We start from the raw sequence: 24374 nt of genomic DNA on the forward strand, positions 1-24374 counted from the left end.
TAGCTCCTTCGCAGGTGCTCCCGTACCGTCAGGTCGTAGAGTAATCGAGTAAGGAGCTTCTCAATGAAAACCAAGAACGTCGTTCTGGCAACGCTCGCCGCCGCCCTGCTGATTGGCGCGGCTGCACCCGCGAGCTTCGCAGCGGCTGGTCGCGGTGGTCACGATGGCCCCGGCAAACGCGGCATGATGCAGGAGATGACGTTCATCCGCCTGCTGAAGACCGCCGACGCCGACAAGGACGCCAAGATCACCAAGGATGAGGTTGCCGCCTACCAGGAAGCTCTTTTTACCGAGATCGACGCCAACAAGGACGGAACCCTGATCCCAGGGGAACTGCGTGCCTTCCACAAGGCCAAGATGGAGGAATTCCGCAAGGAAAATCCGCGCCCTGAACGAGCAGAGCGCCGCGAAGAGCGTCGCAAGCAGATGGCCGAAAACGGCGAACATGACCGTGGAGACCGTCAGGATCGCAGGCATGGCCACCGCTGGGGCATGCACGGCGGCGGCCCCGGTGCCTTCCATCTGGTGCGCCAGGCGGACGCAGACGAGAACGGCCAGTTCAGCAAGGCCGAGGTGACGGCCGCAGTCGACAAGCTCTTTACCCGAATGGACCGTAACAAGGACGGTGTCATCACCATCGACGACATGCCGGACCGCCCGTTCTAGTTCCGCCGCAACGAACTAGCCCGGCCTGTCGTTGAGCCCGCCCCGTCCGCCCGGGGCGGGTTTTTTCGTCAGTGCTCGTAGAAGTTTGCGATGATCTTCCAGGCATCCTCGGCAGTATCGACGAAGCTGATGAGGTCGATATCCTCGGGCGCGATGGTCCCGAAGTCCGCAAGCGCCTTCCAGTTCACCATCGTATGCCAGAAATCCTTCCCGAACAGGATGAACGGAATACGTTCCATCCGGCCGGTCTGGATGAGTGTCAGCGCTTCGAACATCTCGTCCATCGTACCGAAGCCGCCCGGAAAGATGGCGACGGCCTTGGCGCGCATCATGAGATGCATCTTGCGGATCGCGAAATAGTGGAAGTTGAAGCTCAGCTCGGGCGTCACGTACTGGTTCGGCGCCTGCTCGTGAGGCAGGACGACATTGAAGCCAACCGTCGGAGCTCCTGCCTCGGATGCACCGCGATTTCCCGCTTCCATGACACCGGGGCCGCCACCGGTGACCACGACATATTCCTGATGATCGAACTGCTCGCTATGGCGTGCGCACAGACCTGCAAATTTGCGGGCTTCCTCGTAGTAGATGGACGCCGCCTCCAAATTCTTCTGCTGCGTCTCGTTGCGTGCCGCCCATGCCGCCTTGCCAGGGGCTGGAATTCGGGCGCCGCCAAACAGGACAACGGTGGATTTGACGCCACGCTCTGCGAGAACCATTTCCGGCTTCAGCAATTCGAGCTGCAGACGCACAGGACGCAATTCCTCGCGGCAGAGGAAGTCGTCATCGGCATAGGCGAGCCTGTAGGATGGCGACAGCGTCTGCGGCGTCTTGGGCACACCCTCTGCGCTTCGCTTGTCCGTCGAACTGTCCTTCAGCGGATCCCAGACGCCGTCCCTGCGTCGCGGACCATCCTTCTTCAGCTTGGCCATTGCCTGCCTTTCATGTGGGTCTCACTATGCCAATTCACATTGACGCTAGAGTGGCGGTCGCTTAGAGCAATTAGCATCATTTGGCCAGCCGCGAGACCATCCGGAACTCATCCTATCGACGCGGCGTTTAAGGATTTCCCATGAGCAGCACGGATCTCGCCTCCCTGGAAATGACCATCGAAGCCGCTTTCGAACAGCGCGACGGCATTTCGGTTTCCACCAAGGGAGAAGTTCGCGATGCCGTCGAGGCATCCCTCCAACTGCTGGATACCGGCAAGACACGCGTTGCCGAGCGGCAAGCGGACGGTTCCTGGAAGGTCAACCAATGGCTGAAGAAGGCCGTCCTACTGTCCTTCCGCCTCAACGACATGGAAGTCGTGAAAGGCGGACCCGGCCAGTCTACCTGGTGGGACAAGGTTCCGTCCAAGTTCGAGGGCTGGGGTGAGAACGAATTCCGTTCGGCCGGCTTCCGTGCCGTTCCGAACGCCGTCGTTCGCCGCTCGGCCTATATCGCACCGAACGTCGTCCTGATGCCGTCCTTCGTCAATCTGGGCGCCTATGTCGGCGAAGGCACGATGGTCGACACATGGGCAACCGTCGGTTCCTGCGCCCAGATCGGCAAGCACGTGCATCTTTCCGGTGGCGTCGGCATCGGCGGCGTGCTCGAGCCTATGCAGGCCGGCCCGACCATCATCGAGGATAACTGCTTCGTCGGCGCCCGTTCGGAAGTCGTAGAAGGCTGCATCGTACGCGAGGGCGCTGTTCTCGGCATGGGCGTCTTCATCGGAAAGTCGACCAAGATCGTCAACCGCGCTACCGGCGAGATCAGCTATGGCGAAGTGCCGCCTTATTCCGTCGTTGTCGCCGGCACGATGCCGGGCAAGCCTTTCCCGAACGGCGAGCCGGGTCCGAGCCTCTATTGCGCGGTGATCGTCAAGACGGTCGACGAGAAGACCCGTTCCAAGACTGGCATCAACGAACTGCTGCGGGACTGATTAAAGCGCATGTCTGCAACTAACCCCGTCGAAAACCTTCAAACGCTCATCCGGTGCCCCTCGGTCACGCCGACCGAAGGTGGTGCTCTTTCGGCTATCCAGGCCATGCTGGCGCCGCTCGGCTTCCGCGTCGAGCGGATGGTCGCACAAGCGGAAGGGACGCCGGACGTCGAGAACCTCTATGCGCGGATCGGAGACGATGGCCCGCACCTGATGTTCGCAGGCCATACGGACGTGGTCCCGCCGGGCGACGAGGCGAGCTGGTCGCACCCGCCGTTCGCCGCAGACATCGCGGACGGCATGATGTTCGGACGCGGCGCGGTCGACATGAAGGGCGGCATCGCCTGCTTCGTGGCAGCCGTTGCCCGTCACATCGAGCAGCACGGCGCGCCGAACGGTTCGATCTCGTTCCTGATCACCGGCGACGAGGAAGGTCCCTCGATCAACGGCACCGAAAAGCTGCTGAAATGGGCCGCCGAGAAGGGCGAGGCCTGGGATGCGTGCCTCGTCGGCGAACCGACCAATCCGGACGTGCTGGGAGACATGATCAAGATCGGCCGGCGCGGCTCGCTGTCTGGCAAGGTCACCGTGCATGGTGTCCAGGGCCACGCGGCCTATCCGCATCTGGCGGACAACCCGGTTCGCGGCCTCCTGCCGCTTGCCTCGGCGCTGATGGATCCAGCTTTCGACGCCGGAACACCGGAGTTTCCGGCTTCCAATCTGGAGGTCACCTCGGTCGATGTCGGCAATCCGGCGACCAATGTCATTCCGGCCAAGGCCACATTCGCCTTCAACATCCGCTTCAACGATACCTGGAGCGCCGATACGCTGAAGGCCGAAATCATTCGCCGGCTTGACGAAGCTGCGGGCGACCAGACGCTGCGAGCGGGCCGCGAACCGGTGCGCTACGACTTGACCTGGAACGAGCGGCCGAGCCATGTCTTCCTCACCCGCAACAACGCGCTCATTGCCTCGCTTTCGGAAGCTGTCGAGAAGGTGACGCAGCGCCGGCCGGCGCTTTCCACCACCGGCGGCACTTCGGACGCACGCTTCATCAAGGACTACTGCCCCGTCGTCGAATTCGGCCTCGTCGGCCAGACGATGCACATGGTCGACGAGCGCGCGTCCGTAACGGATCTGGAAACGCTGACCGAGATTTACGGCAGCTTCATTGCCAACTGGTTCGATCATGCCCGGAACGGCTGAGATCAGGCTCTACCTGGCCGGACTCTGGCTTCTGGTTCGGGGAAACCCAGCCGGCCTGAAGCAACTCGACGTTACCGATCGCGGCCTGATGCGGTCATTCTGGGCTATCGTCTGGTGCCTGCCGGCGATAATGCTCTCCTGGTTCTGGTGGCGCACGCTCTATCTGCGCGGCTTGCCCGAGGATACCGAGCTCGGTGGGATTTTCTTCTTCCGTCTCGCCATGCTGGAAGTTGCAAACTGGCTTCTCCCGCTGATCCTGGTCGGATTGCTTGCGTGGGGGCTTGGCCTCGGCCGCAAGTACCACGCCATGGTCGTGGCGGTGAACTGGCTTTCCGTCCCCTACGCCTACGCCTATGGCCTGCTCAGCGTGCTCTTGATGCTTGCGCCGGCCCTGACAGGGATTTTATCGCTCATCTGGCTTTTCCTGATGATGGCGCTGATCTTCTCGATCTCGCGGATCTTCCGGATCATCTGCGGCCCGCATCCGCTGATGGTGGCGACCCTGACCATGGTGCTGATCGTCCCGACCATGCTCCTCTCGGACACACTGGAACGCTTCCTCGGCATCTATCCCGGCTGATCGTCCGGGTAATCCACCTTCAGGAAATAGAGACCTTCCGGAGGTGCTACCGGTCCGCATTCCTTGCGATCCCTCGCGTCCAATGCGGCGCGTACATCCTGTGGTGTCATCTTCCCCTCGCCCGCAAGCTTCAGCGTCCCGGCAAAGGAGCGGATCTGGTTGTGCAGGAAGCTTTGCGCCGTGGCGCGGATCTCGATGAGTTGGCCGTTGCGCGTCACGTCAAGCCGGTCGAGCGTTCGCATCGGGCTGGCCGCCTGGCAGTGTGTCGACCTGAAGGTCGTGAAGTCGTGATGCCCGACCAGCGTCTGCGCCGCGGCATGCATCGCCTCGTGATCGAGGTCCTTTGACACCCACCAGGCGCGCTTCGCTTCAAGGGCCAGCGGCGCCGGACGGCTGATGATGCGGTAAAGGTAATGCCGGCGAAGGGCCGAGAACCGCGCATCGAAACTCTCGTCCACCTCCTGGACGTCGAGGACGGAGACTTTTTCTCGAGCCATGGCCAAATGCGCATTGAGCGCGTTGCGCAGCTTGTACGGCGCCCAGATCCGGGAGAGGTCGACATGAACGACCTGGCCGAATGCGTGCACGCCGGAATCGGTACGGCCGGCTCCACGTATGGACACCGTCTCGGACGTCAGGGAGAGAACGCTGCGCTCGAGCGCAGCCTGAACGGAATGTCCGTTGTCCTGACGCTGCCAGCCGACATAGGGGGTGCCGTCATACTCGACGATCAAGCGGTAGCGCGGCATCAGCCGAGCCTCGTTCCGGGGGCCAGCAGCGTCCCTCTCAGAAATTCTTGCGCAGCGAGCGGCTTGCCGCCTGCCTTCTGCAGCCGCGTCAGCCGTACGGCACCTCCAGCGCAGGCTACGGACAGGTGGTCGTCGAGCACTTCGCCAGCGCTTCCCGCTCCTTCCGCCAGCTCCGATGCCAGGGCCTTGATCCTTTCCGGCTTGCCGTTCACCATCGCTTCCATCCACGCTCCCGGAAAAGGCGACAGACCGCGAATGTGATTGTGAACGTCGGTGGCGGTTCTGGAAAAATCGATCCGCGTCTCGTTCTTGTCGATCTTCGCGGCGTAAAGCACGCCGTCTTGCGCCTGCGGCGTCAGCGGCAGGTCATCGGCGTCAAGCTTTTCCATCGCCTCGACCATGGCGCGAGCACCAACGAGCATGAGCCGATCGTGCAGCTCTCCCGCTGTCATGTTTTCGGCGATCTCGACCTCGCGGGTCAGCGCGACAGGGCCGGTATCCAGCCCTTTATCCATCTTCATCACCATCATGCCGGTTTTCACATCGCCGGCCATGATGGCCCTTTGGATCGGCGCCGCACCGCGCCAACGCGGCAGGAGGGAGGCATGTCCGTTGTAGCAGCCGAGCCGCGTTCCTTCGAGGATGGCAACCGGCAGCAGCAACCCATAGGCGACCACCACTGCGACATCCGCATTAAACTGCCGGAAGGTCTCGCGATCCTCCTCCGCCTTGAAATTGAGAGGCGTCAGCACCGGAATGCCAAGAAGCTCGGCCGCCTGATGCACCGGCGACTTCTGCAGATCCAGGCCACGCCGTCCACCCGGCCGCGGGGGCTGGCTATAGACAGCAACGACTTCGTGACCCGCATCCTTCAGCGCACGGAGGGTGGGCACGGAGAATTCCGGCGTGCCCATGAAGATGATGCGAAGAGCCATTGCAGTCCCGTCTTTCGTGCCAGTCTCTCGGGACTGGTCCAGCGTCAGACCACCCGTGTCTTGGCAGCCTTGGTGAACTTCCTAATCACCATCTCCCGCTTCAGGCGCGAGATGTGGTCGATGAACAGGACGCCATCAAGATGGTCGATCTCGTGCTGCAGGCAGGTTGCCAGCAATCCATCGGCCTCAAGCCTCTGCTGTTTGCCCTCACGGTCGACATAGTTCACAGTCACGACTGCCGGACGCTCGACCTCGGCATAGTAGTCGGGAATCGAGAGGCAGCCTTCCTCATAGACCGAGCGGTCGTCAGATGTTCTCACGACTTCCGGGTTGATGAAAACGAGCGGCTTGTTTTCCTCGTCGTCACGCGAAACATCGATCACCAGCATCCGGCGCGGCACACCGATCTGGACCGCTGCAAGACCGATACCCGGAGCGTCGTACATCGTCTCCAGCATATCGTCGGCAAGGCGCTTTATTTCGGAATCTACCTGCTCCACAGATGTCGAGACCTGTCGGAGCAGCGGGTCGGGCAGGATGATAAGAGGCTTGATCGTCATGGCCTCCCATAGCGCATCTTTTTCGTGGATGGAACACCGGAGAACGGTCTCAAAAGGCGGACAGATACCAAATGTTCATGTTTTGATCTTCTGATGCAACAGAAATCTGCTAGGTTGCCCGTATGGACCGTATCATCGCTATGCTTCCCGCCCCCCTTCAGGGCGCGCCTTCTTCCCTCTGGCTCGCGGGTGTTGTCGTCACGATCGTGTGCGTCGCGGCCCTGTACGCGCGCTCCTCGTCTCGCCGGCTGCGTGAGGAAGCTGCCCGCCGGGCGCTGGAATCGGAAGCCCGGCTTGCCGAGCTTGTCCGTTCGCAGGCAGAGATGCAGGGCCGCCTTGCGCACATGACCGAGACACTGTCGCAGCGACAGGCCGAGCTGAACCACGGCGTCAACCAGCGGCTCGACGGCATGACGCAGCGTCTCGGAACCACGCTGTCGGAACAGACGAAATCCACGCACGAGAACCTGCGGCTGCTGCAGGAGCGGCTGGCCGTTATCGACGCGGCCCAGAACAATATCCAGAACCTCGCCAAGGATATGGTCGGGCTGCAGGCCATCCTGTCCAACAAGCAGACCCGCGGCGCCTTCGGCCAGGGCCGGATGGAAGCCATCGTGGCCGATGGTCTGCCGATAGGCGCCTATCAATTTCAGGCACTGCTTTCCAACGGCAAGCGTCCCGACTGCACGATCAGGATGCCTAACGGGGCTGCCCCTCTTGTCATCGACGCAAAGTTTCCGCTGGAGGCCTGGAACGCGTTTCGCGATGTGGCCGCACCCGAAGCCCGCAAGGCAGCAGGGCAGCAGTTCAGACGGGACCTTGAGGTGCATATCCGAGACATTTCGGAAAAGTATCTCATTTCCGGCGAGACGCAGGACATGGCCTTCCTGTTCGTGCCATCGGAATCGATCTTCGCGGAGATCCACGAGCATTTCGACGCGGTGGTGCAAAAGGCTCAACGGTCGCGGGTGGTCATCGTTTCTCCGTCGCTCCTGATGCTGTCCATCCAGGTCATCCAGGCCGTATTGAAGGATCAGCGCATGCGCGAACAGGCGCATCTCATCCAGGGCGAGGTAGCCTTGCTGATGGACGACCTGACGCGGCTGGATGACCGGACCCGCAAGCTGCAGGGGCATTTCCTTGCCGCCCAGCGCGACGTCGAGCAGATCGTCATATCTTCCGACAAGCTGACGAAACGAGGCGCGAAGATCGGCGCCCTGGAACTGGAAATCGTTGCACCGGCGGTGGAGAAAGAGGTCGCTCCTCCCCGAGCGGTGGAAAGTCGAACGGGGATGCTGAAGCTTCGGGTAGTTGACGAGGAGTAAGCGCCTCGGGCAGTGTCCCGGTCAAAGTCAGCAGCGCGAGGCATCCTTACATGATCACCGTTTTCGGCTCCATCAACATGGACCTCATCGCCACGACGGAGCGCTTGCCGGAACCGGGGGAAACCGTCGCCGGCACCGGCTTCTCGACCGCAGCAGGAGGCAAGGGCGCAAACCAGGCGCTTGCGGCGCGCCGCGCCGGTCGGGACGTCCGGATGGCGGGAGCAGTCGGAAAGGACGAGTTCGCAGCCCCGGCGCTTGCGCTTCTGGACGATGCGGGAACGGATCTGTCTTCGGTCAATCGGGTCGATGATCCCACCGGTACCGCTCTCATCCTCGTCGGCGGGACTGGCGAAAACATGATCGCCGTGGTTCCGGGCGCAAACGGCACTGTCGATGAGGCACAGGCCCGCGCAGCGGTCGAGGCGATGGGCGCAAACGATCTCTTGATGCTGCAGCTGGAGATCCCGGCGGCGTCGGTGGAAGCCGCACTACAGGCGGCGCGAACCAAGGGCGTGACTACGATCCTGAACACCGCGCCATTGACCGCGGACGCTGCCCGGCTGTCTCGGCTTGCGGATATCGTCATTGCCAACGAGACAGAGTTCGAGCTGCTCGCGGGCCGGTCCGAAATGGATGCCCACACCCGGCAGGATGCGCTGCAGAAGATGCATGCGCAAAGCGGCCAGACCTTTATCGTCACGCTCGGAGCGGACGGCGTGATCGCCGCCCGCGATGGCAAGATCTACAAGTCAGACGGGCTCTCCATCGAGCCGGTCGACACGGTGGGCGCAGGCGATACGTTCTGCGGCTACCTGGCAGCCAGCCTCGATAGCGGCCTGGCTTTCGAGGAGGCTCTTCGGCGTGCCGCAGTCGCCGGCTCGCTTGCTTGCCTCAAGGCTGGAGCACAGCCCTCCATACCGACGGATGCGGAAGTAACAGAACGCCTCTAGGGCGTTCCGACAGGCATCAAAGCCGACCGACCCGTTCCGTCAACAGCTCGAAAAAGCCATCGGAATCGACGTCCCGCATAACCATTGCATTCGGCTGGCGTCCTGACACCCGCCACCAGTCGACCACCGTCATGCCGACCGTCAGTTCCGATTGCGTCTCGATCTCGACATTGCAATGGCGACCGGAGAAGAGCTCCGGCTTCAACAGATAGGCGATCACCGTTGGATCGTGCAGCGGCCCGCCGTCCGACCCGTACTTCTCCTCGTCAAAACGCTCGAAGAATGCGAGCCAGTCGACCAGGACCTTCGCCGGACGGGTATCGAGAGCGGCGATCTTCGCCACCCGATCCTTCCGCGTCAGCACCTGATGAGTGACGTCGAGCGGCATCATGACGATCGGCATTCCCGACGCGAACACCGCGGCCGCAGCATCGGGATCGACATAGATGTTGAATTCTGCCGCCGGCGTTATGTTGCCGCCTTCGAAGAAGCCGCCGCCCATCATCACGAGTTCCTTGACCCGCTCGGCGATCGCCGGTTCCTTCTGCAGCGCCAGTGCGACGTTGGTCAGCGCCCCCAAGGTGCAAAGGGTGACGCTCCCCTCGGGTTCCCGCATGATCGTTTCGACGATGAAATCGACGGCATGCTGGGGCTGAACCGCCATCGTCGGTTCCGGAAGTTCCGCCCCATCGAGGCCCGTCCGACCGTGGACATGTTCCGCCGTCACCAGTTGGCGCGCGATCGGCTGCTTCGCCCCCTCGTAGACAGGCACATCGGTGCGACCGCAGAGCTCACAGACGATGCGCACGTTTCGGCTTGTTAACGCGAGAGGCACATTTCCGGCCACTGCGGTGAGGCCGAGAACCTCCAGTTCATCGGGACTTGCGAATGCCAGCATGAGGGCTGCGGCATCGTCTTGCCCCGGGTCTGTGTCGATGATGATTTTTCTGCGTTGCGCCATCTCAAGCCTCAATCTCGTATTGCAGATCGTTGCTACACGCCCGTATTCAGACAGGCAATGGCGTACCACCGAACGCCGCTCCACCGCTTGCGCCGGACGGGCCGGCTTCCCATATTGCCGGTGAGCAGGGCGCCGTCTGACGGGCCCAGATCATGGTCGCTTTTTGCAAGGACTGATAAATGAGCCGAATCACGCCGTTCGCGAGCCCGCTGCTTCTGGGCTTCGACGCCATGGAAAAGACCCTGGAGCGGCTGGCCAAGGCCAACGACGGATATCCGCCCTACAACATCGAACGGCTTCACGCCGATTCGGACGGCGCGCCTGAGCGTCTGCGCATCACGGTTGCTGTCGCCGGCTTCTCCGACAACGATCTCGACGTGACGGTGGAAGAAAATCAGTTGGTCATTCGCGGACGGCAGACTGAACAGCCGGAACGCGATTACCTGTACCGCGGCATTGCCGCCCGCCAGTTCCAGCGCATGTTCGTGCTGGCCGACGGGATGCAGGTCGCCGGCGCAACGCTGAAGAACGGGCTTCTCTCCGTCGACCTGATCCGACCGGAACCGGCGCGCATGGTGCGAAAAATTAACATTTCCGTCTCACAGTGAGCCAACGACATCACCGTCGTTACGCTCCTCAATGTTGGAGGCTGAAATGCTCCTGAAAGAAGCCAATACGCGTCTTACGCAGTCCGAACTCGCCCACCTTGGCTCTGGAGAAGTCGGCTACATTCGCAAAATTCGCTCGGAAGATGTCTCGCGCTGCTTTCCAGAAGCACCGGAGATGGATCCGAACCTCGACCTATGGGCACTGTTCGGTGCCGACGGTACGCCGATCCTGCTGACCGACAACCGTTCCAGCACCTTCTTCAAGGCCGCCGAAGACGACCTGAAGACTGTAAGCCTGCACTAGTCGAGGCGACTACACCTTGCGAAACGTGAGATAGGCGGACGACCGCCCCTCGCGCCGGGCCTTGGCTTCGTATCTAGTGCCAGGCCAGCCCGCAAACGGCGTCAACCAATCCGAAGACTGCTCCGCCAGCCATTCGAAGCCGCCATGATCTCTGCAATGGGTCAGGGTCCAGTTGATATACGTGTCGATATCCGAAGCGAACAGGAACAGCCCGCCCGGCTTCAGGACGCGGTGAAACCGCGCAAGATTGACCTGTGAAACAAACCGGCGCTTCCAGTGCTTCCGCTTTGGCCAGGGATCAGGATACAGAAGATCGATCCGATCCACCGACCCTTCAGGTAGCCAGTCGAGTACTTGAGTCGCATCGTCGTCATAGACGCGGATATTCTTCAGGCCCAGGTCATCGACGCGTCCCACCAGCTTCGCCATCGAATTGACGAACGGCTCGACGCCAATGAAACCGGTATCGGAGGTTTCCACAGCACGGTGGATCAGGTGCTCGCCGCCACCGAAACCAATCTCCAGCCGCACTTCATGGACCGGGACAGGAAAAAGTTCGGCGAGCTTACCGGGCGCTTCTGCTTGCAGGTCGAGCTTGAGCGCTGGCAGTACGGAGGCCAGGCCTTCCGCTTGCCGCTCCCGCAAAGGCTTTCCCTTGCGTCTTCCGAAAAATGCCTCGGTCGACCGACTTGGGCGCTGCTGATCATTCATCGACTATCTTCCGAAACTAAAAAGCGGATGGTCCAGAGAGCCATCCGCTTTACAGTCTTCACAATGGGTCCGTAAAGGCCAATCAGGCGGCCTTCAGAGCATCCTTGAGAGGCTTCACCAGATCTACCTTCTCCCAGGAGAAGGAGCCGTCGCGGCCAGCCTTGCGGCCGAAGTGGCCGTAAGCTGCAGTCCTGGCGTAAATAGGCTTGTTGAGATCGAGGTGACGGCGGATGCCAGTCGGTGACAGATCCATGACCTGGCGGATTGCGGCCTCGACCTGATCCTCGGTTACGCCATTGCCCGTTGTGTGCAGGTCGACATAGACCGACAGCGGCTGTGCGATACCGATGGCGTAGGAAAGCTGGATCGTGCAGCGTTCGGCCAGGCCAGCGGCAACGACGTTCTTGGCGAGATAGCGCGCCGCGTAGGCTGCGGACCGGTCGACCTTGGTCGTATCTTTTCCGGAAAACGCTCCGCCACCGTGCGGAGCCGAGCCCCCGTAGGTATCAACAATGATCTTGCGGCCGGTCAATCCGGCGTCGCCGTCCGGGCCACCGATGACGAACTTTCCAGTGGGGTTGATGTACCACTTGCAATCGTCGGCGATCTTGAGGTCACCAAGCGCTTCGAGGATATAAGGTTCGACGACAGAACGAACCTTCTTCGAATCCCAGTTCTCGTCCAGATGCTGGGTTGAAAGCACGATGGAGTCCACGCAGGCGGGCTTGCCCTCTTCGTAGCGGACGGTGACCTGGCTTTTCGCGTCGGGACCCAGCTTGCCGGCATCGCCCTCGCCCTTCTTGCGGGCCGCGGCGAGCAGCTGCAGGATCTTGTGCGAATAGTAAATCGGCGCCGGCATGAGGTCTGGCGTCTCCTTGCAGGCGTAACCGAACATGATGCCCTGGTCGCCCGCACCTTCATCGCCCTGCTTATCAGCGGCGCTGTCGACACCCTGCGCGATATCGGCCGACTGCGAGTGCAAGAGCACGTCGATCTTGGCCGTCTTCCAGTGGAAACCGTCCTGCTCGTAGCCGATATCACGGATGGCCTTGCGCGCCGCGGACTTGAACTTGGAGGGATTGATGACGTCCTTGCCGTCCTTATCCTTCTTCATAAGGCTCGGCGGCAGGCGAACTTCACCAGCAATGACCACCCTGTTGGTGGTGGCGAGGGTTTCGCATGCGATGCGCACCGTCCAAGGATCCACTCCGGTCTTGGCAGCTTCGCGGTAGACGAGATCGACGATCTCATCGGAGATGCGGTCGCAAACCTTGTCTGGATGGCCTTCAGCAACCGACTCGCTGGTAAAGAGATAACTGGCGCGCATTACGGGATTCCCCTCAATGAAATAAACAGTCATGTGTTAGTGGCTCACCCAACCAAACACAAGCGCATAAATATATCTTTATATGTCAAACCGCCGAGGGGAAGCGGTCCGCGCGAAAAAAAAGCGGCTTACGCCGCTTTCTGTTGGATCCGGGAATCTAAGGCTAGTCAGCCTCAGCCTCTGCCGCCAGCGCCTTGACCAGGTCGACAAGCCGCTTCCTGACTTTCGGATCAGCAATCTTGACGAAGGCCCGGTTGAGCTGCAGCCCTTCCGATGACGACAGGAAGTCAACGACATAGTTGGAGCTGGAAGCCTCTTCCATGCCGCCCGCCGCTGTCGTGTGGTCGCCGGGAGCGTCCTCGAAAAAGAACGAGACCGGCACGTTGAGGATGCTTGAGATATTCTGAAGACGGCTGGCGCCAACACGGTTGGTGCCCTTTTCGTATTTCTGGATCTGCTGGAACGTGATGCCCAGACTTTCACCAAGTTTCTCCTGGCTCATTCCCAGCATCGTACGGCGAAGACGAATCCGACTTCCAACATGGATATCAATCGGATTCGGCTTCTTCTTATTCTCAATCATCACTATGTCCTGATAGTTGGTGGTCGATGAACCGCGCCTCACAGCGCTTCTTCCTCTTCCGGATGCCTACAACCCCAGCGCGGGCACTATGCATTTTTGGGGGTTTTGGGTCAATTCGTGCCTGTTTTAAAACCCATGCGAGCAAGCGCTGCAATCAGGAACATCGAGAACAGGATCAAACAGAAGTGAGTGAGGCGAGCCGAATTGTTCCACGAGGGAACAGTCGCGTCCTTTAACGGAGCATCGATGAACCCCTTCTGATTGAAAGCCAATCCGTCACTCACCCTGCCAAACGAATCGACGACCGCCGAAATGCCGCTGTTGGCTCCGCGGATGAGGGGAAGGCCCGTTTCCACAGCCCGCACCCTGGCCTGGAGGAAATGCTGATACGGTCCCGGCGTATCCCCGAACCAGGCATCATTGGTGATGTTCAGGATCGCAGTCGCCCGGGTTATGTCCTCGGTGATCTCCTGCGGGAAAATGGCTTCGTAGCAGATCAGGGGATAGAGCGATTGACCGCCCGGAAGGGGGAGCAGCGAGCGAACTGCCGCAGCCGTAAAGCCTCCCGGCAGGGACACAAGATTATCGATACCCCAGTCCCTCAGCCAGTTCTCGAAGGGCACATATTCTCCGAACGGGGTCAGGTGCACCTTGTCGGAGGCCGCGAGGATCTGTCCCGCGTCATCCACGACGTAGACAGAGTTGTAATAGCGGGGTGTCGAGCCGGCCCCGATATATTCCACACGCACGGCCCCGGCGACCAAAACCTGGCCTTCATCCAGGACATCCGCGATCCTCGCCAGCGCATCCTGATTTTCGGTGAGGATAAAGGGCACGGAGGTCTCCGGCCAGACGATGATGTCGGGGCGCCGACCGCCTGCCTCCGGCGGCGCATCGGAAAGCGCCAGGTGCTCCTCGAAAATATCGGTGCGATCGGCATTCTGAAGTTTGCGCGACTGGTCGACCACCGGCTGAACGAGCCGGACAACCGCTTCGCCCTCCCCGCCGCCATCCGGCGTGATGTTCAGGCGGTATGCACCGTAGCCGAAATGGATGCAGAGAAGGAGGAGGCCCGCGGCGATGCCCGTCTTCAGCCCCCGTTGCGTACCGAAAAGCGCTGGCACGGAGAAGACAAGGACGGCAAGCGTCGACACTCCGAAGAGACCAATGACGCCGGCAGACTGCATCATGACCGGCATGGGCATCGCGCCATAGCCGATGGCACTCCATGGAAAGCCGGTCGCGACGAAGCTCCTCAGCCACTCGGCAATGCCGAAGCCGAGAGCAAGCGCGGCCAGACGACCAAATCCATCCGACCAGAGTGTGCTCGCCAACGCCGTCGCCAGGCCGTAGAAAAGCCCCAGGACCGCAGGCAGGCCGAGCACGGCCAACGGCAGAGCCCAGGCAAACTCGTCAGCCTCGACAAGAAGTGCATTGCCGAGCCACCAGAGGCCGGCCACGAAGTATCCCAGTCCGAACAACCAGCCCAGCAGGAAAGCGGAGCGCAAGCGCGCAAGCCAGCCGCCATCAGGATGAGATGCGAGACCATCCATCAACCAGACGAGAAGAGTAAAGGAAACGAAGAAGGCGCCGAAAAACCCGAATGGCGGCAAGGCCAAGGCCCCGATCGCCCCGGCAGCGATTGCCAGCATTATCCGGCGCACGCCCCAAAGAAGCATGACCTTTCCCGCCAGCCGCTCCATCAGCACCCTTTCCCCATTCGCCCGAATCAGGACTGCAGTGTTTCAAAAATCACAGCTTCTGTCCTGATACAGGCGATGCAGGGATTACGGTTTTCAGGGCCTTTGCTCGTTCGCGCCGACAGAATCCGGCACGGGAGGTGCTATTTGTTCCAGGACGGCAGCATCCCCGTCCCCCTTGAGATGACGGCGACGCGCCAGCGCCCGCTTGCGCACGACACGAACACGCTTGATGCGGCGGGGATCGGCATCGAGGATATGAAACTCGAAGCCCGGCACCGCCTGAACGACCTCACCGCGCACCGGAATCCGTCCCAGGGCGGAGAAGATCAGTCCGCCAAGAGTATCGACATCTTCCATGCGGTCGCGAATATCGAAATCCGGGCCGATGGCTTCGGCGATTTCCTCAAGCTCGATCCGGGCATCGGCGACGAAGATGTCTTCGCCGGTGCTGGAGAGCATGACCTCTTCATCGTCGTGCTCGTCTTCGACATCACCGATGACCATCTCGACGATGTCTTCGTGGGAAACGACACCGTCCGTCCCACCGTATTCATCGATCACCAAAGCCATCTGTGTCCGCGCCGCCTGCATGCTCTGCATCAGATCGGAAGCCAGCATGGAGGGCGGGACGAAAAGGATCTTGCGGATAAGGCCTGCCTCGGCAACCGTCTTGCTCAGATCGACACGACCGAGATCGAAGGCGGCCTTCGGTGCACGCGCCGTCTTCTCCGTCTTCTCCGCCTTTTCGTTGACCAGCGGCATGGGTTGGGAGGGGGCTGCGCGGGGGCTGGACCGCCCCTTGTTCTGCGCCTGCTTCGCAAGATACGACAGCAGGTCTCGGATATGGACGAAACCGCGCGGATCATCGAGCGTGTCGCAATAAACCGGCATCCGCGACCGACCGGTCTCCTCGAAATGGATCATCAGGTCGCCGAGGGTCATGGTCATATCCACCGCCTCGATATCGACACGCGGCACCATGATGTCCTCGACGCGAACCTCGCGGAACCGCAGGATATTGTGGAGCATCGCGCGTTCTTCGGGCGAAAACGCGCTGCTGACGTTAGCGTCCGTCATCAATGCGTCGGCCAGATCTTCGCGAAGGCGTTCGCCTTGCGAAGGCCTCAGAAGCCGTACCGCGCGGGCCCAGAACGAGCCGTGGCTTCGTGAGTGATTGTCCTGTCGTTGCGGACTACTGCCTTCTTCCGAAGAGTTGTCCGAACCGTCCTTGCCCTCATGGGCAGAAAGTGTCGAAATTTCGTTCATTGTTCCAAGCTAGGTAATCGGGTCTTGTCCCGCATAGGGATCAGATAGGCCAAGAGTGGCCAAAATGCGAGTCTCCAGCATTTCCATCCGTTCGGCCTCATCATTTTCAATATGATCATAGCCGAACAGGTGCAGAAAACCATGGACGAGGAGATGCGTCAAATGCTCCTCGGTAGTTTTGTCGAGATCCGCCGCCTCACGCTCCACTGTTTCGCGCGCGATGACAATGTCTCCCAGCATGGGCCCCGGCATTTTTCCGGGTTTTACAGGGAAAGCCGGGAACGAGAGCACGTTGGTGGGCTTGTCCATGCCTCGCCACTCGGCATTGATCTCGCGGATCGCTTCATCGTCGGTGAAGACGATTGATAGTTCAACCGGCTGGTTCGGGAACGGCTGGCGCTCCGCCTCAGCCAGATGTCCGGCCGCGACCGACAAAACCTTCTCGGCGTGCGTCTGCAGGACGTTCTCTTCGGGCCAGCCTTCGTTTTCGACGCTGATCTGTATATCGAGTTGGGCCATGCGTATCCGACCAAGCTCTAGCGGTCGGTTTCCTCGCTTTCCTCATGAACGGCGTATTGCGCGTCATAGGCGCGAACGATCCGTCCGACCAGGGGATGGCGAACCACATCGACATCCTTGAAGCGGACGACGGAGATGCCCTCGACGCCCTTCAGGATGTGGAGAGACTCCACCAGACCGGACTTCACGCCGCGCGGCAAGTCTATCTGGCTCGGATCACCCGTGATGATCATGCGCGCATTTTCACCCAGGCGCGTCAGGAACATCTTCATCTGCATGGATGTCGTATTCTGGGCTTCGTCCAGAATAACAACCGCATTCGACAGCGTGCGGCCACGCATAAACGCCAGCGGAGCGATTTCGATAACACCGGCGGTCAGCGCCCGCTCGACCTTGTCGCCGGGGATCATATCATAAAGGGCGTCGTAGAGCGGACGCAGATAGGGATCGACCTTTTCCTTCATGTCGCCGGGCAGGAAGCCGAGGCGCTCGCCTGCCTCCACGGCAGGACGGGACAGAATGATGCGGTCGATCACGCCCCGCTCCAGCAGCTGGGCCGCATGAGCCACGGCGAGATAGGTCTTGCCGGTGCCGGCCGGACCCACGCCGAATACGAGTTCAGCCCGCTCCAGCGCCCGCATATAGGCATCCTGGGTCGGGGTTCGTGCGACGATCGTCTTCTTTCTCGTCGAAATCTGCGCCATTGACAGCTTGGCCTTGCGTTCCATCGTGGGCAACAGCAGCTGGTCGTCAGCTGCCACCGCCATACGGATAGCGCCTTCCACGTCGGAGGTATCCACGCTGCCGCCTTTCTGAAGCCGTTCGTAGAGATAGTCCAGAGCCCGGCGCGCCTGGTTGGTCGCAGTCAGGTCTCCCGAAATCGTCACGGAATTACCGCGGGCCCGCGCATCTATGCTGAGCCGCTCTTCAAGCAGCTTCAGGTTCTGATCAAACTGACCGAAAAGCTCACTAGCGAACCTGTTGTTCTCAAACGTCAGGACGAAGTGGTTGGCATCGGTCGCAGCGGATCGGGGTTGACGCGCGGGTGAAGAAACCAGTTCGTGTCCGTTCAAGTAGGCAAGCTCCTCGCCAGGAAATCAGGTACCAACTAGATCCTGTGCCGGTTCGGCAAACAAGCTGTTTGGCCCTGTTCCAATGATTCGTACCGGGATAATGTCGCCTATCTGCGAAGTTTTTGCATCAACATTTACAGATTGAAGCCAAGGAGATCTTCCAATCACCTGTCCTTCGTTCCTGCCGGGCTTTTCCAGCAGCAGATCGATGACTTTCCCAACGCAGGATTTGGCGAATTCGGCCTGCTGTTTCAAGAGCAATGCCTGTAATCTTTCCAGCCGCTGCGCTTTTACGTCTTCTGGAACCTGATCGGCCATGTCCGCGCCGGGCGTACCCGGACGGATGGAATATTTGAACGAGAAGGCCTGCGCATAGTTGACCTGCTCGACAATCCGCAGCGTATCCTCGAAGTCACGGTCGGTCTCGCCTGGAAATCCGACAATGAAATCACCCGACAACGCGATGTCCGGCCGGACCTGCCTTATTCTGTCGATCAGAAGCAGGTAATCGGCTGCGGTGTGGCGGCGGTTCATCGACTTCAGGATACGGTCTGAGCCCGACTGCACCGGAAGATGCAAATATGGCATCAGGGAGCGCAGATCCCGGTGAGCCTCGATGAGCCGGTCGTCCATGTCCCGTGGATGGCTGGTCGTATAGCGAAGCCGCGCAAGCCCCGGGATCTCCGCCAATTGGTAAAGCAGGTCGCCGAGGCTCCACTCCCGTCCGTCGGGACCTTCCGCACGCCAGGCATTGACGTTCTGTCCGAGAAGCGTGATCTCCCTAACCCCACCCTCGACGAGCTGCCGTGCCTCGTTCAGGATCTGGTGAACGGGGCGGGACACTTCCGAGCCACGCGTATAGGGCACCACGCAGAAGGTGCAGAACTTGTCGCAACCTTCCTGAACAGTCAGAAAAGACGTCACGCCGCGAGAGCGAATGCGTGCCTTGTCGGTCACAGGAAGATATTCGAACTTGTCTTCGACCGCATAATCCGTGTCGATGACGCGCTGTCCGTCGCGGGCACGCCGCAGGGCGTCAGGAAGGCGGTGGTAGGTTTGCGGCCCGATCACGACGTCGACAACCGGGGCACGGCGGAGGATTTCCTCACCCTCGGCCTGCGCCACGCAACCGGTCACGCCAACCATCAGTTCCCGCCCCACGGCATGGCGGGCCTGCTTCATATCCCGCAGGCGCCCGAGTGCGGAATAGACCTTCTCGGCAGCCTTCTCGCGAATGTGGCAGGTGTTCAGGAGGATCAGGTCCGCCTCTTCCATCTCTTCGGTCGGCACATAGCCTTCGTTCGCCAGGGCGTCGCCCATGCGGACGGAATCGTAGACGTTCATCTGGCAGCCATAGGTCTTGATGAAGACCTTGCGCGTGTTGGCTGCAGCCTGGCCCTCAGCCGGCGAAGTGGGGGTCGATGTATCCGTGCTCATGGGCGCTTCTTTACGCCAAGAATGCCTCGAATAGAAGGCTCGTCCTAACGGTAGTCGCGGCCACGCAGCCGTGCCAGCAACATGCGACGGATGCGGGCGGCCACTTCCGCGCTGAGGAGCTTGCGGTTGTCCCCGGCCCGGAACTCGATGGTCTCGCCGAACGAGACTTCCACATCGATCGCCGCTGCCTTCACCACACCCATCAGATGTGGAACGAGTTCTATGTCGCCGGGCCATGCGGCGATCGGCCGGTGGTACCGCCCCATCGCCATTCCATGGACCCGCGTGTAGGCGATCGCCACCGGCTGGACATGCACCACATTCCCGGGGACATGCGGAACTGCGGCTGCCGCCGCACCGAAGAGAGACGACTTGATCTCCAGTAACCGGTTTCCGTCCGAGGTCGTACCTTCCGGAAACAGGACGACGACCTCCCCAGCCTTCATCCGTTCGGCAATCTCGTTGACCTTGTCGCCCGTCTTCCGCTTCTGCTCCCGCTCTACGAAAATGGTCTTCTGAAGCTTCGCGAGAACCCCGAACACGGGCCACTTGGCGACTTCCGACTTGGCGATAAACGCGACATCGGCCACCGCGCCCAGCACGAGGATGTCTTTCCAGGACGCATGATTGGCAGCCAGCATCAACGGACGGCGCCGGTCAAGCGTCCCATGGACGTGGATACGAATGCCGAACAAGCGACAGGCCGCGCGGTGCCAGAGCCTTGGAATATAACGACGGATCTTCCACTCGAAGGCGAGCGCGACGAGCTGGAGCGGCAAAAGGACCAGCGTGACCGCACATAAAGCGACGACAATGAAGCCAATCCGCAACCAGGTGATCAAACGTCATCCTTGTCCAGCGGAACGCCATACAGTTCCAGCCGGTGACCAACGAGCCGGAAACCATGCTCGCGGGCAATCCGCTCCTGGAGAGCCTCGATCTCGGCGGAATGGAATTCGATCACGGTTCCCGACTTCACATCGATCATATGATCATGATGCTCCTCGGGGACGGTTTCATAGCGAGAGCGCCCGTCCCGGAAGTCATGCTTCTCGATGATCCCCTCATCCTCGAACAACTTGACCGTCCGATAGACGGTTGAGAGCGAGATCCGGGGATCGATCTTGGCGGAACGGCGATAGAGTTCCTCCACGTCGGGATGGTCGTCCGATTCCTGAAGAATACGGGCAATGACGCGACGTTGATCCGTCATGCGCATGCCCTTTTCGGCGCACAGTTCCTCCAGCGTCTTGGAAAGATCTGTCATGACGTTGCCGCCTTCATTTCATTCACAGTCTTTTTGGACCTACCGAAGATCGCGCTTCATGACAAGCGCCGTCGAACGCTCTCCATCGGGCCCCGCATAATACGCGGGCCGTTCGGCGACCGTTGTAAAACCCAGCTTCCGATACAGGCGGATGGCGGCCTGGTTGGCAGCCTCAACCTCGAGAAAGATCACCTCGCCGCCGCGCTGGCTGGTTTCCCGCAGTGCGGCTTGCATCAGCCGCCACCCAAGTCCCAGATTGCCGAACTTGTTTCCGACCGCCACAGTCAGTATCTCGGCCTCACCGGCCACTTCCCTCGCCAGCACGAATCCCGCCGCGGGGCGGGAGAAGAAGGCATTGGTCTGCCGCGCAACGAAGCCAAAGACATTCGGCTGCAGCAGCAGGCTCAGGAATTCGCCATCACTCCACTGGCGCGGAAAGCGTTGACCGTGGAGCTCGGAAATCTCCCGGCAATCGTCCGCTTCCATCGGGACGATCTCGAAATAGGGCTTCCATTGCAAATATTCGTCGAACATCGAAGCAATCAGGATCGAGCGAGGGCATAACCGGTCTGCGGCTTCGCATCCGGTCCACGAAGATAGAGCGGCTTGGGTCGGGACGCTTCCTCCGTCTTCAAAGCGCCCAGCCGTGCGACCGTGGCTATATCGAATCGGTCAGCGACCGCGGCATTTTCTTCGCCCATGACAAGCGCCCGCCCCGAGCCCGCTACATCGGCAGAAAGGGAACTCGCCAAGCTTGCTGTATCTTCCGGCGACATGGCAACCGGTTCGCTCAGATGGCGACCGTCGGCGGCAAAGGTCTGGACGTAGAGTTCATTGCGCTTGGCATCCATCGCCACCAGCAGGGGCCGGCCAGACGGCTCGCCGAGATGCATCGCGGCAAGCGTTTCGAGCGTGGTTATCCCGACTGAACTGATGTCGAGCGCGAGAGCCAAGCCGCGCGCCGCAGCTACTCCGACGCGAATGCCGGTAAAGGAACCGGGGCCTATCACGACGGCAATGCGATCGACGTCCTTCAGCTCAAGCGCCGCCTGAGCCAGAACTTCGTCGATCACCGCCATCAGCCTTTCGGCGTGGCCCTTGCCGATCATATCGGTCACAGCCGCAAGCATACGGCCGGTTTCGCTGTCATAGAGCGCGGCGGAACAATCCACCCCGGCCGTATCTATTGCCAAGACGATCATCGGAGGTCGTACTACAGGGCTTCGACGGCCTGGACTTCCGGCACGAAGTGACGAAGCAGGTTCTGCACGCCGTGCTTCAGCGTTGCCGTCGACGACGGGCAACCGGAACAAGCGCCCTTCATGTTCAGGTAGACGGTCCCGTCTTTGAAGCCCCTGAAGGTAATGTCGCCGCCATCCTGGGCCACGGCCGGACGCACGCGCGTTTCGAGAAGCTCCTTGATGGTTGCGACAATCGTCTCGTCGCCATCATCATAAAATTCATCTTCTTCGTCGGACACTTCCGCCGTGCTGGTGCCACCGCCCATGACGGGCTGACCCGACATGAAATGTTCCATGATCGACCCGAGGATTGCCGGCTTCAGGTGCTGCCATTCGGCGCTGTCCTTGGTGACTGTAATGAAGTCGTAGCCGAAATAGACGCCGGTGACGCCGGGAATGGTGAACAAGCGGGAAGCAAGCGGCGACGCGTCCGCCTCGCCGGCCTGACGGAAATCCGCCGTGCCCTTTTCCATGACAATCTTGCCCGGCAGGAACTTCAGGGTCGCCGGATTCGGCGTTGCCTCTGTCTGGATGAACATGTCGCTTCTCCTGAGTGCCGACCGGCACCTAGTTTAGAATTCTTCCAAAGAAGATAGTCCTAATCATCTTTGGGTTCAAGTGCGCCTTTCGCCTGCGTCCGTCAAGGCAGCTCAGCAGAGCGCGTCGATTTCCTCGTCCGTCAGGTTATCGGGCAGCACCGTCACGGGGATCGGGAAGACAGCGCCCCGTCCCGCCACTGCGGAAACCAGCGGCCCCGGCCCTTCTTTGGCAGAGGCAGCCGCCAGTACAAGGATCGCGATATCCCGGTCTTCTTCCACCAAAGCGTTGATCTGCTCGGTGGCACTGCCTTCCCTGATAACAATCTCGGGATCGATCCCGATGCTTTCGCGCACCTTCTGCGCCGTCTTCGCCATAATGGCTTCGGCCTCCTCGCGGGCCTCCGCCCGCATGATGGCCTCGACGCCCAGCCATTGCTGGAAGTCACCCTCGGGAATGACGAAGAGCAACACCATTCCACCATTGGAATTCTTCGCACGGCGCCCGGCGTAGTGGACGGCCCGCTCGCATTCCGGCGTGTTGTCGATCACCGCCATGAACTTGCGTCGGTGTCCTTCAAGTCGTGAAAGGCGTTTGGAAACCATGGCAGCCCTCTCCATCCCGAAACCCGGCCTGTCAGGCCGGGCCGGGGAAATCTATACGAAAGACGGAAAATGAAAACCTGAACGTTGTGCGACCAACCCGCGCAATCAGCGAAGGAAGCCGATGATGTCGGAGACTTCCGCCATCACCTTCTCGGCACGACCACGCGCTCTTTCGCCGCCATCGCGCAGGATGGCATCGATGTGGCTCGTGTCGTCCATCAGACGGCGCATTTCGCCGGTGATCGGCGACAGCACCGTGACGGCAAGCTCCGCCAGTGCCGGCTTGAACACCGAGAACTGCTGGCCGCCGAACTCGGCAAGCACGTCGGCCTTGCTGCGGTCGGAGAGCGCCGCATAGATTCCGACGAGGTTGGCGGCTTCCGGGCGGCCTTCCAGACCCTGGACCTCGCTCGGCAACGCGTCCGGATCAGTCTTCGCTTTGCGGATCTTCTTCAGGATCGTGTCGGCATCGTCCATCAGGTTGATGCGAGACAGATCCGAAGGATCGGACTTAGACATCTTCTTGGTGCCGTCCTTCAGAGACATGACGCGCGGCGCGGGGCCTTCGATAAGCGGCTCGACCAGCGGGAAATAGCCGTGGATCGGCTCTTCGCCGACAACCATATCGACACCACTACCGGCTGCGCGGATCTTGTCCTGAAAATCTATGTTGAACTTCTGGGCGATATCACGCGCCAGTTCCAGGTGCTGTTTCTGGTCGTCACCAACCGGAACATGGGTAGCGCGATAAACCAGAATATCGGCGGCCATCAGGCTCGGATAGGCAAGCAGGCCAAGCGATGCATTCTCGCGGTCCTTGCCGGCCTTGTCCTTGAACTGCGTCATCCGGTTCATCCAGCCGATGCGAGCCACGCAATTGAATACCCAGGCCAGCTCCGCATGCTGCGGGACAGCCGACTGGTTGAAGACGATATGCTTGACCGGGTCGATACCGGAAGCAATGAACGCGGCAGCAATCGAACGGATCTGGTTGCGCAGATCATCATGAACGAGTTGCGCCGTGATGGAGTGCAGGTCGACGACGCAATAAATGCAGTCGTTGTTTTCCTGCAGCGCGACGAATTTGCGGATAGCGCCGAGATAATTGCCGAGATGCAGGTTGCCGGTCGGCTGAACGCCCGAAAAGACGAGCGGCTGGAAGGTATTCATCGTGTGTCCTCAGTAGGCTGGTGGAGGGCCCCAGGCCCGAGCGGGCCATGTTGCTAACGTTTCGGCTTATGCACGCCGGCCTGTTGGTTATCAAGAGGTCCCCTTCACGCGCTCGCCAAGTGTGGCATCGCGGCGTCTTTCCGCCACAATTGGTCCCCGCAGACGCT

28 protein-coding genes are annotated in these 24374 nt (G+C 60.7%); 8 read left to right on the top strand and 20 right to left on the bottom strand.

The genetic code is table 11. The annotated features are described in order from the left end of the window. Nucleotides 1-63: 63 nt before the first annotated feature. Nucleotides 64-666, top strand: coding sequence for a hypothetical protein (locus LH464_RS02980; protein ID WP_226784885.1), 603 nt, complete (start codon nucleotides 64-66; stop codon nucleotides 664-666). Nucleotides 667-734: 68 nt separating this feature from the next. Here LH464_RS02980 and LH464_RS02985 read toward each other — a convergent pair whose 3' ends face one another. After that, nucleotides 735-1595, bottom strand: coding sequence for an LOG family protein (locus tag LH464_RS02985; protein ID WP_226784886.1), 861 nt, complete (start codon nucleotides 1593-1595; stop codon nucleotides 735-737). Nucleotides 1596-1735: 140 nt separating this feature from the next. On the opposite strand from LH464_RS02985, the gene dapD reads away from it, so the two are divergent. Genes dapD through LH464_RS03000 form a run of 3 tightly spaced genes read left to right on the top strand, consistent with a single transcriptional unit; the run spans nucleotide 1736 to nucleotide 4376 of the window. Continuing rightward, nucleotides 1736-2590, top strand: coding sequence for a 2,3,4,5-tetrahydropyridine-2,6-dicarboxylate N-succinyltransferase (gene dapD / locus LH464_RS02990; protein ID WP_226784887.1), 855 nt, complete (start codon nucleotides 1736-1738; stop codon nucleotides 2588-2590). Between the two features lie 9 nt (nucleotides 2591-2599). Further along, nucleotides 2600-3796 carry a succinyl-diaminopimelate desuccinylase gene (dapE, locus tag LH464_RS02995; RefSeq protein WP_226784888.1) on the top strand — a complete coding sequence of 399 codons (1197 nt, stop codon included), beginning with the start codon at nucleotides 2600-2602 and terminating at the stop codon, nucleotides 3794-3796. Beyond that, nucleotides 3780-4376 carry a hypothetical protein gene (locus LH464_RS03000; RefSeq protein WP_226784889.1) on the top strand — a complete coding sequence of 199 codons (597 nt, stop codon included), beginning with the start codon at nucleotides 3780-3782 and terminating at the stop codon, nucleotides 4374-4376. The genes dapE and LH464_RS03000 overlap by 17 nt, the downstream gene beginning before the upstream one ends. On the opposite strand, the gene truA is transcribed toward LH464_RS03000, so the two are convergent. The 3 genes from truA to def are packed head-to-tail and all read right to left on the bottom strand — an operon-like array spanning nucleotide 4364 to nucleotide 6620. Continuing rightward, on the bottom strand, nucleotides 4364-5125 hold the full coding sequence (truA, locus tag LH464_RS03005) for a tRNA pseudouridine(38-40) synthase TruA (RefSeq protein WP_226784890.1): 762 nt from the start codon (nucleotides 5123-5125) through the stop codon (nucleotides 4364-4366). The two genes, LH464_RS03000 and truA, sit on opposite strands and share 13 nt — an antisense overlap. After that, the gene (gene fmt, locus LH464_RS03010) at nucleotides 5125-6060 is read right to left on the bottom strand and encodes a methionyl-tRNA formyltransferase (RefSeq protein WP_226784891.1); all 936 of its coding nucleotides are present in this window, start codon (nucleotides 6058-6060) and stop codon (nucleotides 5125-5127) included. Before fmt ends, truA begins: the two co-directional genes overlap by 1 nt. Before the next feature lie 44 nt (nucleotides 6061-6104). After that, nucleotides 6105-6620, bottom strand: coding sequence for a peptide deformylase (gene def / locus LH464_RS03015; RefSeq protein ID WP_226784892.1), 516 nt, complete (start codon nucleotides 6618-6620; stop codon nucleotides 6105-6107). 122 nt (nucleotides 6621-6742) lie between these two features. On the opposite strand from def, the gene LH464_RS03020 reads away from it, so the two are divergent. Together LH464_RS03020 and LH464_RS03025 are read left to right on the top strand one after the other, a co-directional pair. Then, entirely contained in the window at nucleotides 6743-7945 is a 1203-nt protein-coding gene (locus LH464_RS03020) for a DNA recombination protein RmuC (RefSeq protein WP_226784893.1), read from the top strand. 50 nt (nucleotides 7946-7995) lie between these two features. Then, nucleotides 7996-8895: a ribokinase gene (locus LH464_RS03025; RefSeq protein ID WP_226784894.1), complete on the top strand. Its 900-nt coding sequence runs from the start codon at nucleotides 7996-7998 to the stop codon at nucleotides 8893-8895. A 16-nt stretch (nucleotides 8896-8911) separates the two neighbouring features. Here the strand turns inward: LH464_RS03025 and LH464_RS03030 are convergent, their stop codons facing one another. Further along, nucleotides 8912-9856, bottom strand: coding sequence for a nucleoside hydrolase (locus LH464_RS03030; protein ID WP_226784895.1), 945 nt, complete (start codon nucleotides 9854-9856; stop codon nucleotides 8912-8914). Nucleotides 9857-10035: 179 nt separating this feature from the next. Between LH464_RS03030 and LH464_RS03035 the strand changes: the two genes are divergently transcribed. After that, nucleotides 10036-10464: an Hsp20 family protein gene (locus LH464_RS03035; protein WP_226784896.1), complete on the top strand. Its 429-nt coding sequence runs from the start codon at nucleotides 10036-10038 to the stop codon at nucleotides 10462-10464. A gap of 46 nt (nucleotides 10465-10510) precedes the next feature. Beyond that, on the top strand, nucleotides 10511-10768 hold the full coding sequence (locus LH464_RS03040; protein ID WP_226784897.1) for a BQ00720 family protein: 258 nt from the start codon (nucleotides 10511-10513) through the stop codon (nucleotides 10766-10768). Between the two features lie 9 nt (nucleotides 10769-10777). On the opposite strand, the gene trmB is transcribed toward LH464_RS03040, so the two are convergent. The 15 genes from trmB to trpS all read right to left on the bottom strand — a co-directional run bounded on the left by trmB (nucleotide 10778) and on the right by trpS (nucleotide 24207). Next, complete coding sequence (trmB, locus tag LH464_RS03045; protein WP_226784898.1) at nucleotides 10778-11479, bottom strand: tRNA (guanosine(46)-N7)-methyltransferase TrmB; 702 nt, start codon at nucleotides 11477-11479, stop codon at nucleotides 10778-10780. Nucleotides 11480-11561: 82 nt separating this feature from the next. Then, nucleotides 11562-12806, bottom strand: coding sequence for a methionine adenosyltransferase (gene metK, locus LH464_RS03050; RefSeq protein WP_226784899.1), 1245 nt, complete (start codon nucleotides 12804-12806; stop codon nucleotides 11562-11564). Between the two features lie 163 nt (nucleotides 12807-12969). Next, nucleotides 12970-13389 (bottom strand): helix-turn-helix domain-containing protein, encoded by a 420-nt coding sequence (locus tag LH464_RS03055; RefSeq protein ID WP_226784900.1) that lies wholly within the window; start codon nucleotides 13387-13389, stop codon nucleotides 12970-12972. A gap of 110 nt (nucleotides 13390-13499) precedes the next feature. Continuing rightward, nucleotides 13500-15092 (bottom strand): apolipoprotein N-acyltransferase, encoded by a 1593-nt coding sequence (gene lnt / locus LH464_RS03060; protein ID WP_226784901.1) that lies wholly within the window; start codon nucleotides 15090-15092, stop codon nucleotides 13500-13502. A 93-nt stretch (nucleotides 15093-15185) separates the two neighbouring features. Next, the gene (locus tag LH464_RS03065) at nucleotides 15186-16358 is read right to left on the bottom strand and encodes a transporter associated domain-containing protein (RefSeq protein WP_226784902.1); all 1173 of its coding nucleotides are present in this window, start codon (nucleotides 16356-16358) and stop codon (nucleotides 15186-15188) included. A gap of 9 nt (nucleotides 16359-16367) precedes the next feature. Then, nucleotides 16368-16877: an rRNA maturation RNase YbeY gene (gene ybeY, locus LH464_RS03070; protein ID WP_226784903.1), complete on the bottom strand. Its 510-nt coding sequence runs from the start codon at nucleotides 16875-16877 to the stop codon at nucleotides 16368-16370. Between the two features lie 17 nt (nucleotides 16878-16894). Further along, nucleotides 16895-17950 (bottom strand): PhoH family protein, encoded by a 1056-nt coding sequence (locus LH464_RS03075; RefSeq protein ID WP_226784904.1) that lies wholly within the window; start codon nucleotides 17948-17950, stop codon nucleotides 16895-16897. Nucleotides 17951-17974: 24 nt separating this feature from the next. Then, nucleotides 17975-19387 (bottom strand): tRNA (N6-isopentenyl adenosine(37)-C2)-methylthiotransferase MiaB, encoded by a 1413-nt coding sequence (miaB, locus tag LH464_RS03080; RefSeq protein ID WP_226784905.1) that lies wholly within the window; start codon nucleotides 19385-19387, stop codon nucleotides 17975-17977. Between the two features lie 44 nt (nucleotides 19388-19431). Next, on the bottom strand, nucleotides 19432-20226 hold the full coding sequence (locus LH464_RS03085; protein ID WP_226785079.1) for a lysophospholipid acyltransferase family protein: 795 nt from the start codon (nucleotides 20224-20226) through the stop codon (nucleotides 19432-19434). Further along, entirely contained in the window at nucleotides 20226-20654 is a 429-nt protein-coding gene (locus LH464_RS03090) for a Fur family transcriptional regulator (RefSeq protein WP_226784906.1), read from the bottom strand. The genes LH464_RS03085 and LH464_RS03090 overlap by 1 nt, the downstream gene beginning before the upstream one ends. Before the next feature lie 39 nt (nucleotides 20655-20693). After that, entirely contained in the window at nucleotides 20694-21188 is a 495-nt protein-coding gene (locus LH464_RS03095) for a GNAT family N-acetyltransferase (protein ID WP_226784907.1), read from the bottom strand. A gap of 8 nt (nucleotides 21189-21196) precedes the next feature. Further along, nucleotides 21197-21856 (bottom strand): tRNA (adenosine(37)-N6)-threonylcarbamoyltransferase complex dimerization subunit type 1 TsaB, encoded by a 660-nt coding sequence (tsaB, locus tag LH464_RS03100; RefSeq protein ID WP_226784908.1) that lies wholly within the window; start codon nucleotides 21854-21856, stop codon nucleotides 21197-21199. Nucleotides 21857-21867: 11 nt separating this feature from the next. After that, a complete protein-coding gene (locus LH464_RS03105) occupies nucleotides 21868-22434 on the bottom strand; it encodes a NifU family protein (protein ID WP_226784909.1) in 567 nt (188 codons plus the stop codon). Between the two features lie 111 nt (nucleotides 22435-22545). Further along, entirely contained in the window at nucleotides 22546-23037 is a 492-nt protein-coding gene (locus LH464_RS03110) for a universal stress protein (RefSeq protein ID WP_226784910.1), read from the bottom strand. Nucleotides 23038-23142: 105 nt separating this feature from the next. After that, nucleotides 23143-24207, bottom strand: a complete 1065-nt coding sequence (gene trpS / locus LH464_RS03115; protein WP_226784911.1) for a tryptophan--tRNA ligase — start codon at nucleotides 24205-24207, stop codon at nucleotides 23143-23145. Nucleotides 24208-24374 lie beyond the last annotated feature (167 nt).

The sequence above is a fragment of the Pseudorhizobium xiangyangii genome (assembly GCF_020531965.1).
Taxonomy (GTDB): domain Bacteria; phylum Pseudomonadota; class Alphaproteobacteria; order Rhizobiales; family Rhizobiaceae; genus Neorhizobium; species Neorhizobium xiangyangii.

Excerpts from the sequence above, each read along its gene's own strand:
- LH464_RS02980 (WP_226784885.1), top strand. The coding sequence starts at position 64 with ATGAAAACCAAGAACGTCGTTCTGGCAACGCTCGCCGCCGCCCTGCTG.
- LH464_RS02985 (WP_226784886.1), bottom strand. The coding sequence starts at position 1,595 with ATGGCCAAGCTGAAGAAGGATGGTCCGCGACGCAGGGACGGCGTCTGG.
- dapD (WP_226784887.1), top strand. The coding sequence starts at position 1,736 with ATGAGCAGCACGGATCTCGCCTCCCTGGAAATGACCATCGAAGCCGCT.
- dapE (WP_226784888.1), top strand. The coding sequence starts at position 2,600 with ATGTCTGCAACTAACCCCGTCGAAAACCTTCAAACGCTCATCCGGTGC.
- LH464_RS03000 (WP_226784889.1), top strand. The coding sequence starts at position 3,780 with ATGCCCGGAACGGCTGAGATCAGGCTCTACCTGGCCGGACTCTGGCTT.
- truA (WP_226784890.1), bottom strand. The coding sequence starts at position 5,125 with ATGCCGCGCTACCGCTTGATCGTCGAGTATGACGGCACCCCCTATGTC.
- fmt (WP_226784891.1), bottom strand. The coding sequence starts at position 6,060 with ATGGCTCTTCGCATCATCTTCATGGGCACGCCGGAATTCTCCGTGCCC.
- def (WP_226784892.1), bottom strand. The coding sequence starts at position 6,620 with ATGACGATCAAGCCTCTTATCATCCTGCCCGACCCGCTGCTCCGACAG.
- LH464_RS03020 (WP_226784893.1), top strand. The coding sequence starts at position 6,743 with ATGGACCGTATCATCGCTATGCTTCCCGCCCCCCTTCAGGGCGCGCCT.
- LH464_RS03025 (WP_226784894.1), top strand. The coding sequence starts at position 7,996 with ATGATCACCGTTTTCGGCTCCATCAACATGGACCTCATCGCCACGACG.
- LH464_RS03030 (WP_226784895.1), bottom strand. The coding sequence starts at position 9,856 with ATGGCGCAACGCAGAAAAATCATCATCGACACAGACCCGGGGCAAGAC.
- LH464_RS03035 (WP_226784896.1), top strand. The coding sequence starts at position 10,036 with ATGAGCCGAATCACGCCGTTCGCGAGCCCGCTGCTTCTGGGCTTCGAC.
- LH464_RS03040 (WP_226784897.1), top strand. The coding sequence starts at position 10,511 with ATGCTCCTGAAAGAAGCCAATACGCGTCTTACGCAGTCCGAACTCGCC.
- trmB (WP_226784898.1), bottom strand. The coding sequence starts at position 11,479 with ATGAATGATCAGCAGCGCCCAAGTCGGTCGACCGAGGCATTTTTCGGA.
- metK (WP_226784899.1), bottom strand. The coding sequence starts at position 12,806 with ATGCGCGCCAGTTATCTCTTTACCAGCGAGTCGGTTGCTGAAGGCCAT.
- LH464_RS03055 (WP_226784900.1), bottom strand. The coding sequence starts at position 13,389 with ATGATTGAGAATAAGAAGAAGCCGAATCCGATTGATATCCATGTTGGA.
- lnt (WP_226784901.1), bottom strand. The coding sequence starts at position 15,092 with ATGGAGCGGCTGGCGGGAAAGGTCATGCTTCTTTGGGGCGTGCGCCGG.
- LH464_RS03065 (WP_226784902.1), bottom strand. The coding sequence starts at position 16,358 with ATGAACGAAATTTCGACACTTTCTGCCCATGAGGGCAAGGACGGTTCG.
- ybeY (WP_226784903.1), bottom strand. The coding sequence starts at position 16,877 with ATGGCCCAACTCGATATACAGATCAGCGTCGAAAACGAAGGCTGGCCC.
- miaB (WP_226784905.1), bottom strand. The coding sequence starts at position 19,387 with ATGAGCACGGATACATCGACCCCCACTTCGCCGGCTGAGGGCCAGGCT.
- LH464_RS03090 (WP_226784906.1), bottom strand. The coding sequence starts at position 20,654 with ATGACAGATCTTTCCAAGACGCTGGAGGAACTGTGCGCCGAAAAGGGC.
- LH464_RS03095 (WP_226784907.1), bottom strand. The coding sequence starts at position 21,188 with ATGTTCGACGAATATTTGCAATGGAAGCCCTATTTCGAGATCGTCCCG.
- tsaB (WP_226784908.1), bottom strand. The coding sequence starts at position 21,856 with ATGATCGTCTTGGCAATAGATACGGCCGGGGTGGATTGTTCCGCCGCG.
- LH464_RS03105 (WP_226784909.1), bottom strand. The coding sequence starts at position 22,434 with ATGTTCATCCAGACAGAGGCAACGCCGAATCCGGCGACCCTGAAGTTC.
- LH464_RS03110 (WP_226784910.1), bottom strand. The coding sequence starts at position 23,037 with ATGGTTTCCAAACGCCTTTCACGACTTGAAGGACACCGACGCAAGTTC.
- trpS (WP_226784911.1), bottom strand. The coding sequence starts at position 24,207 with ATGAATACCTTCCAGCCGCTCGTCTTTTCGGGCGTTCAGCCGACCGGC.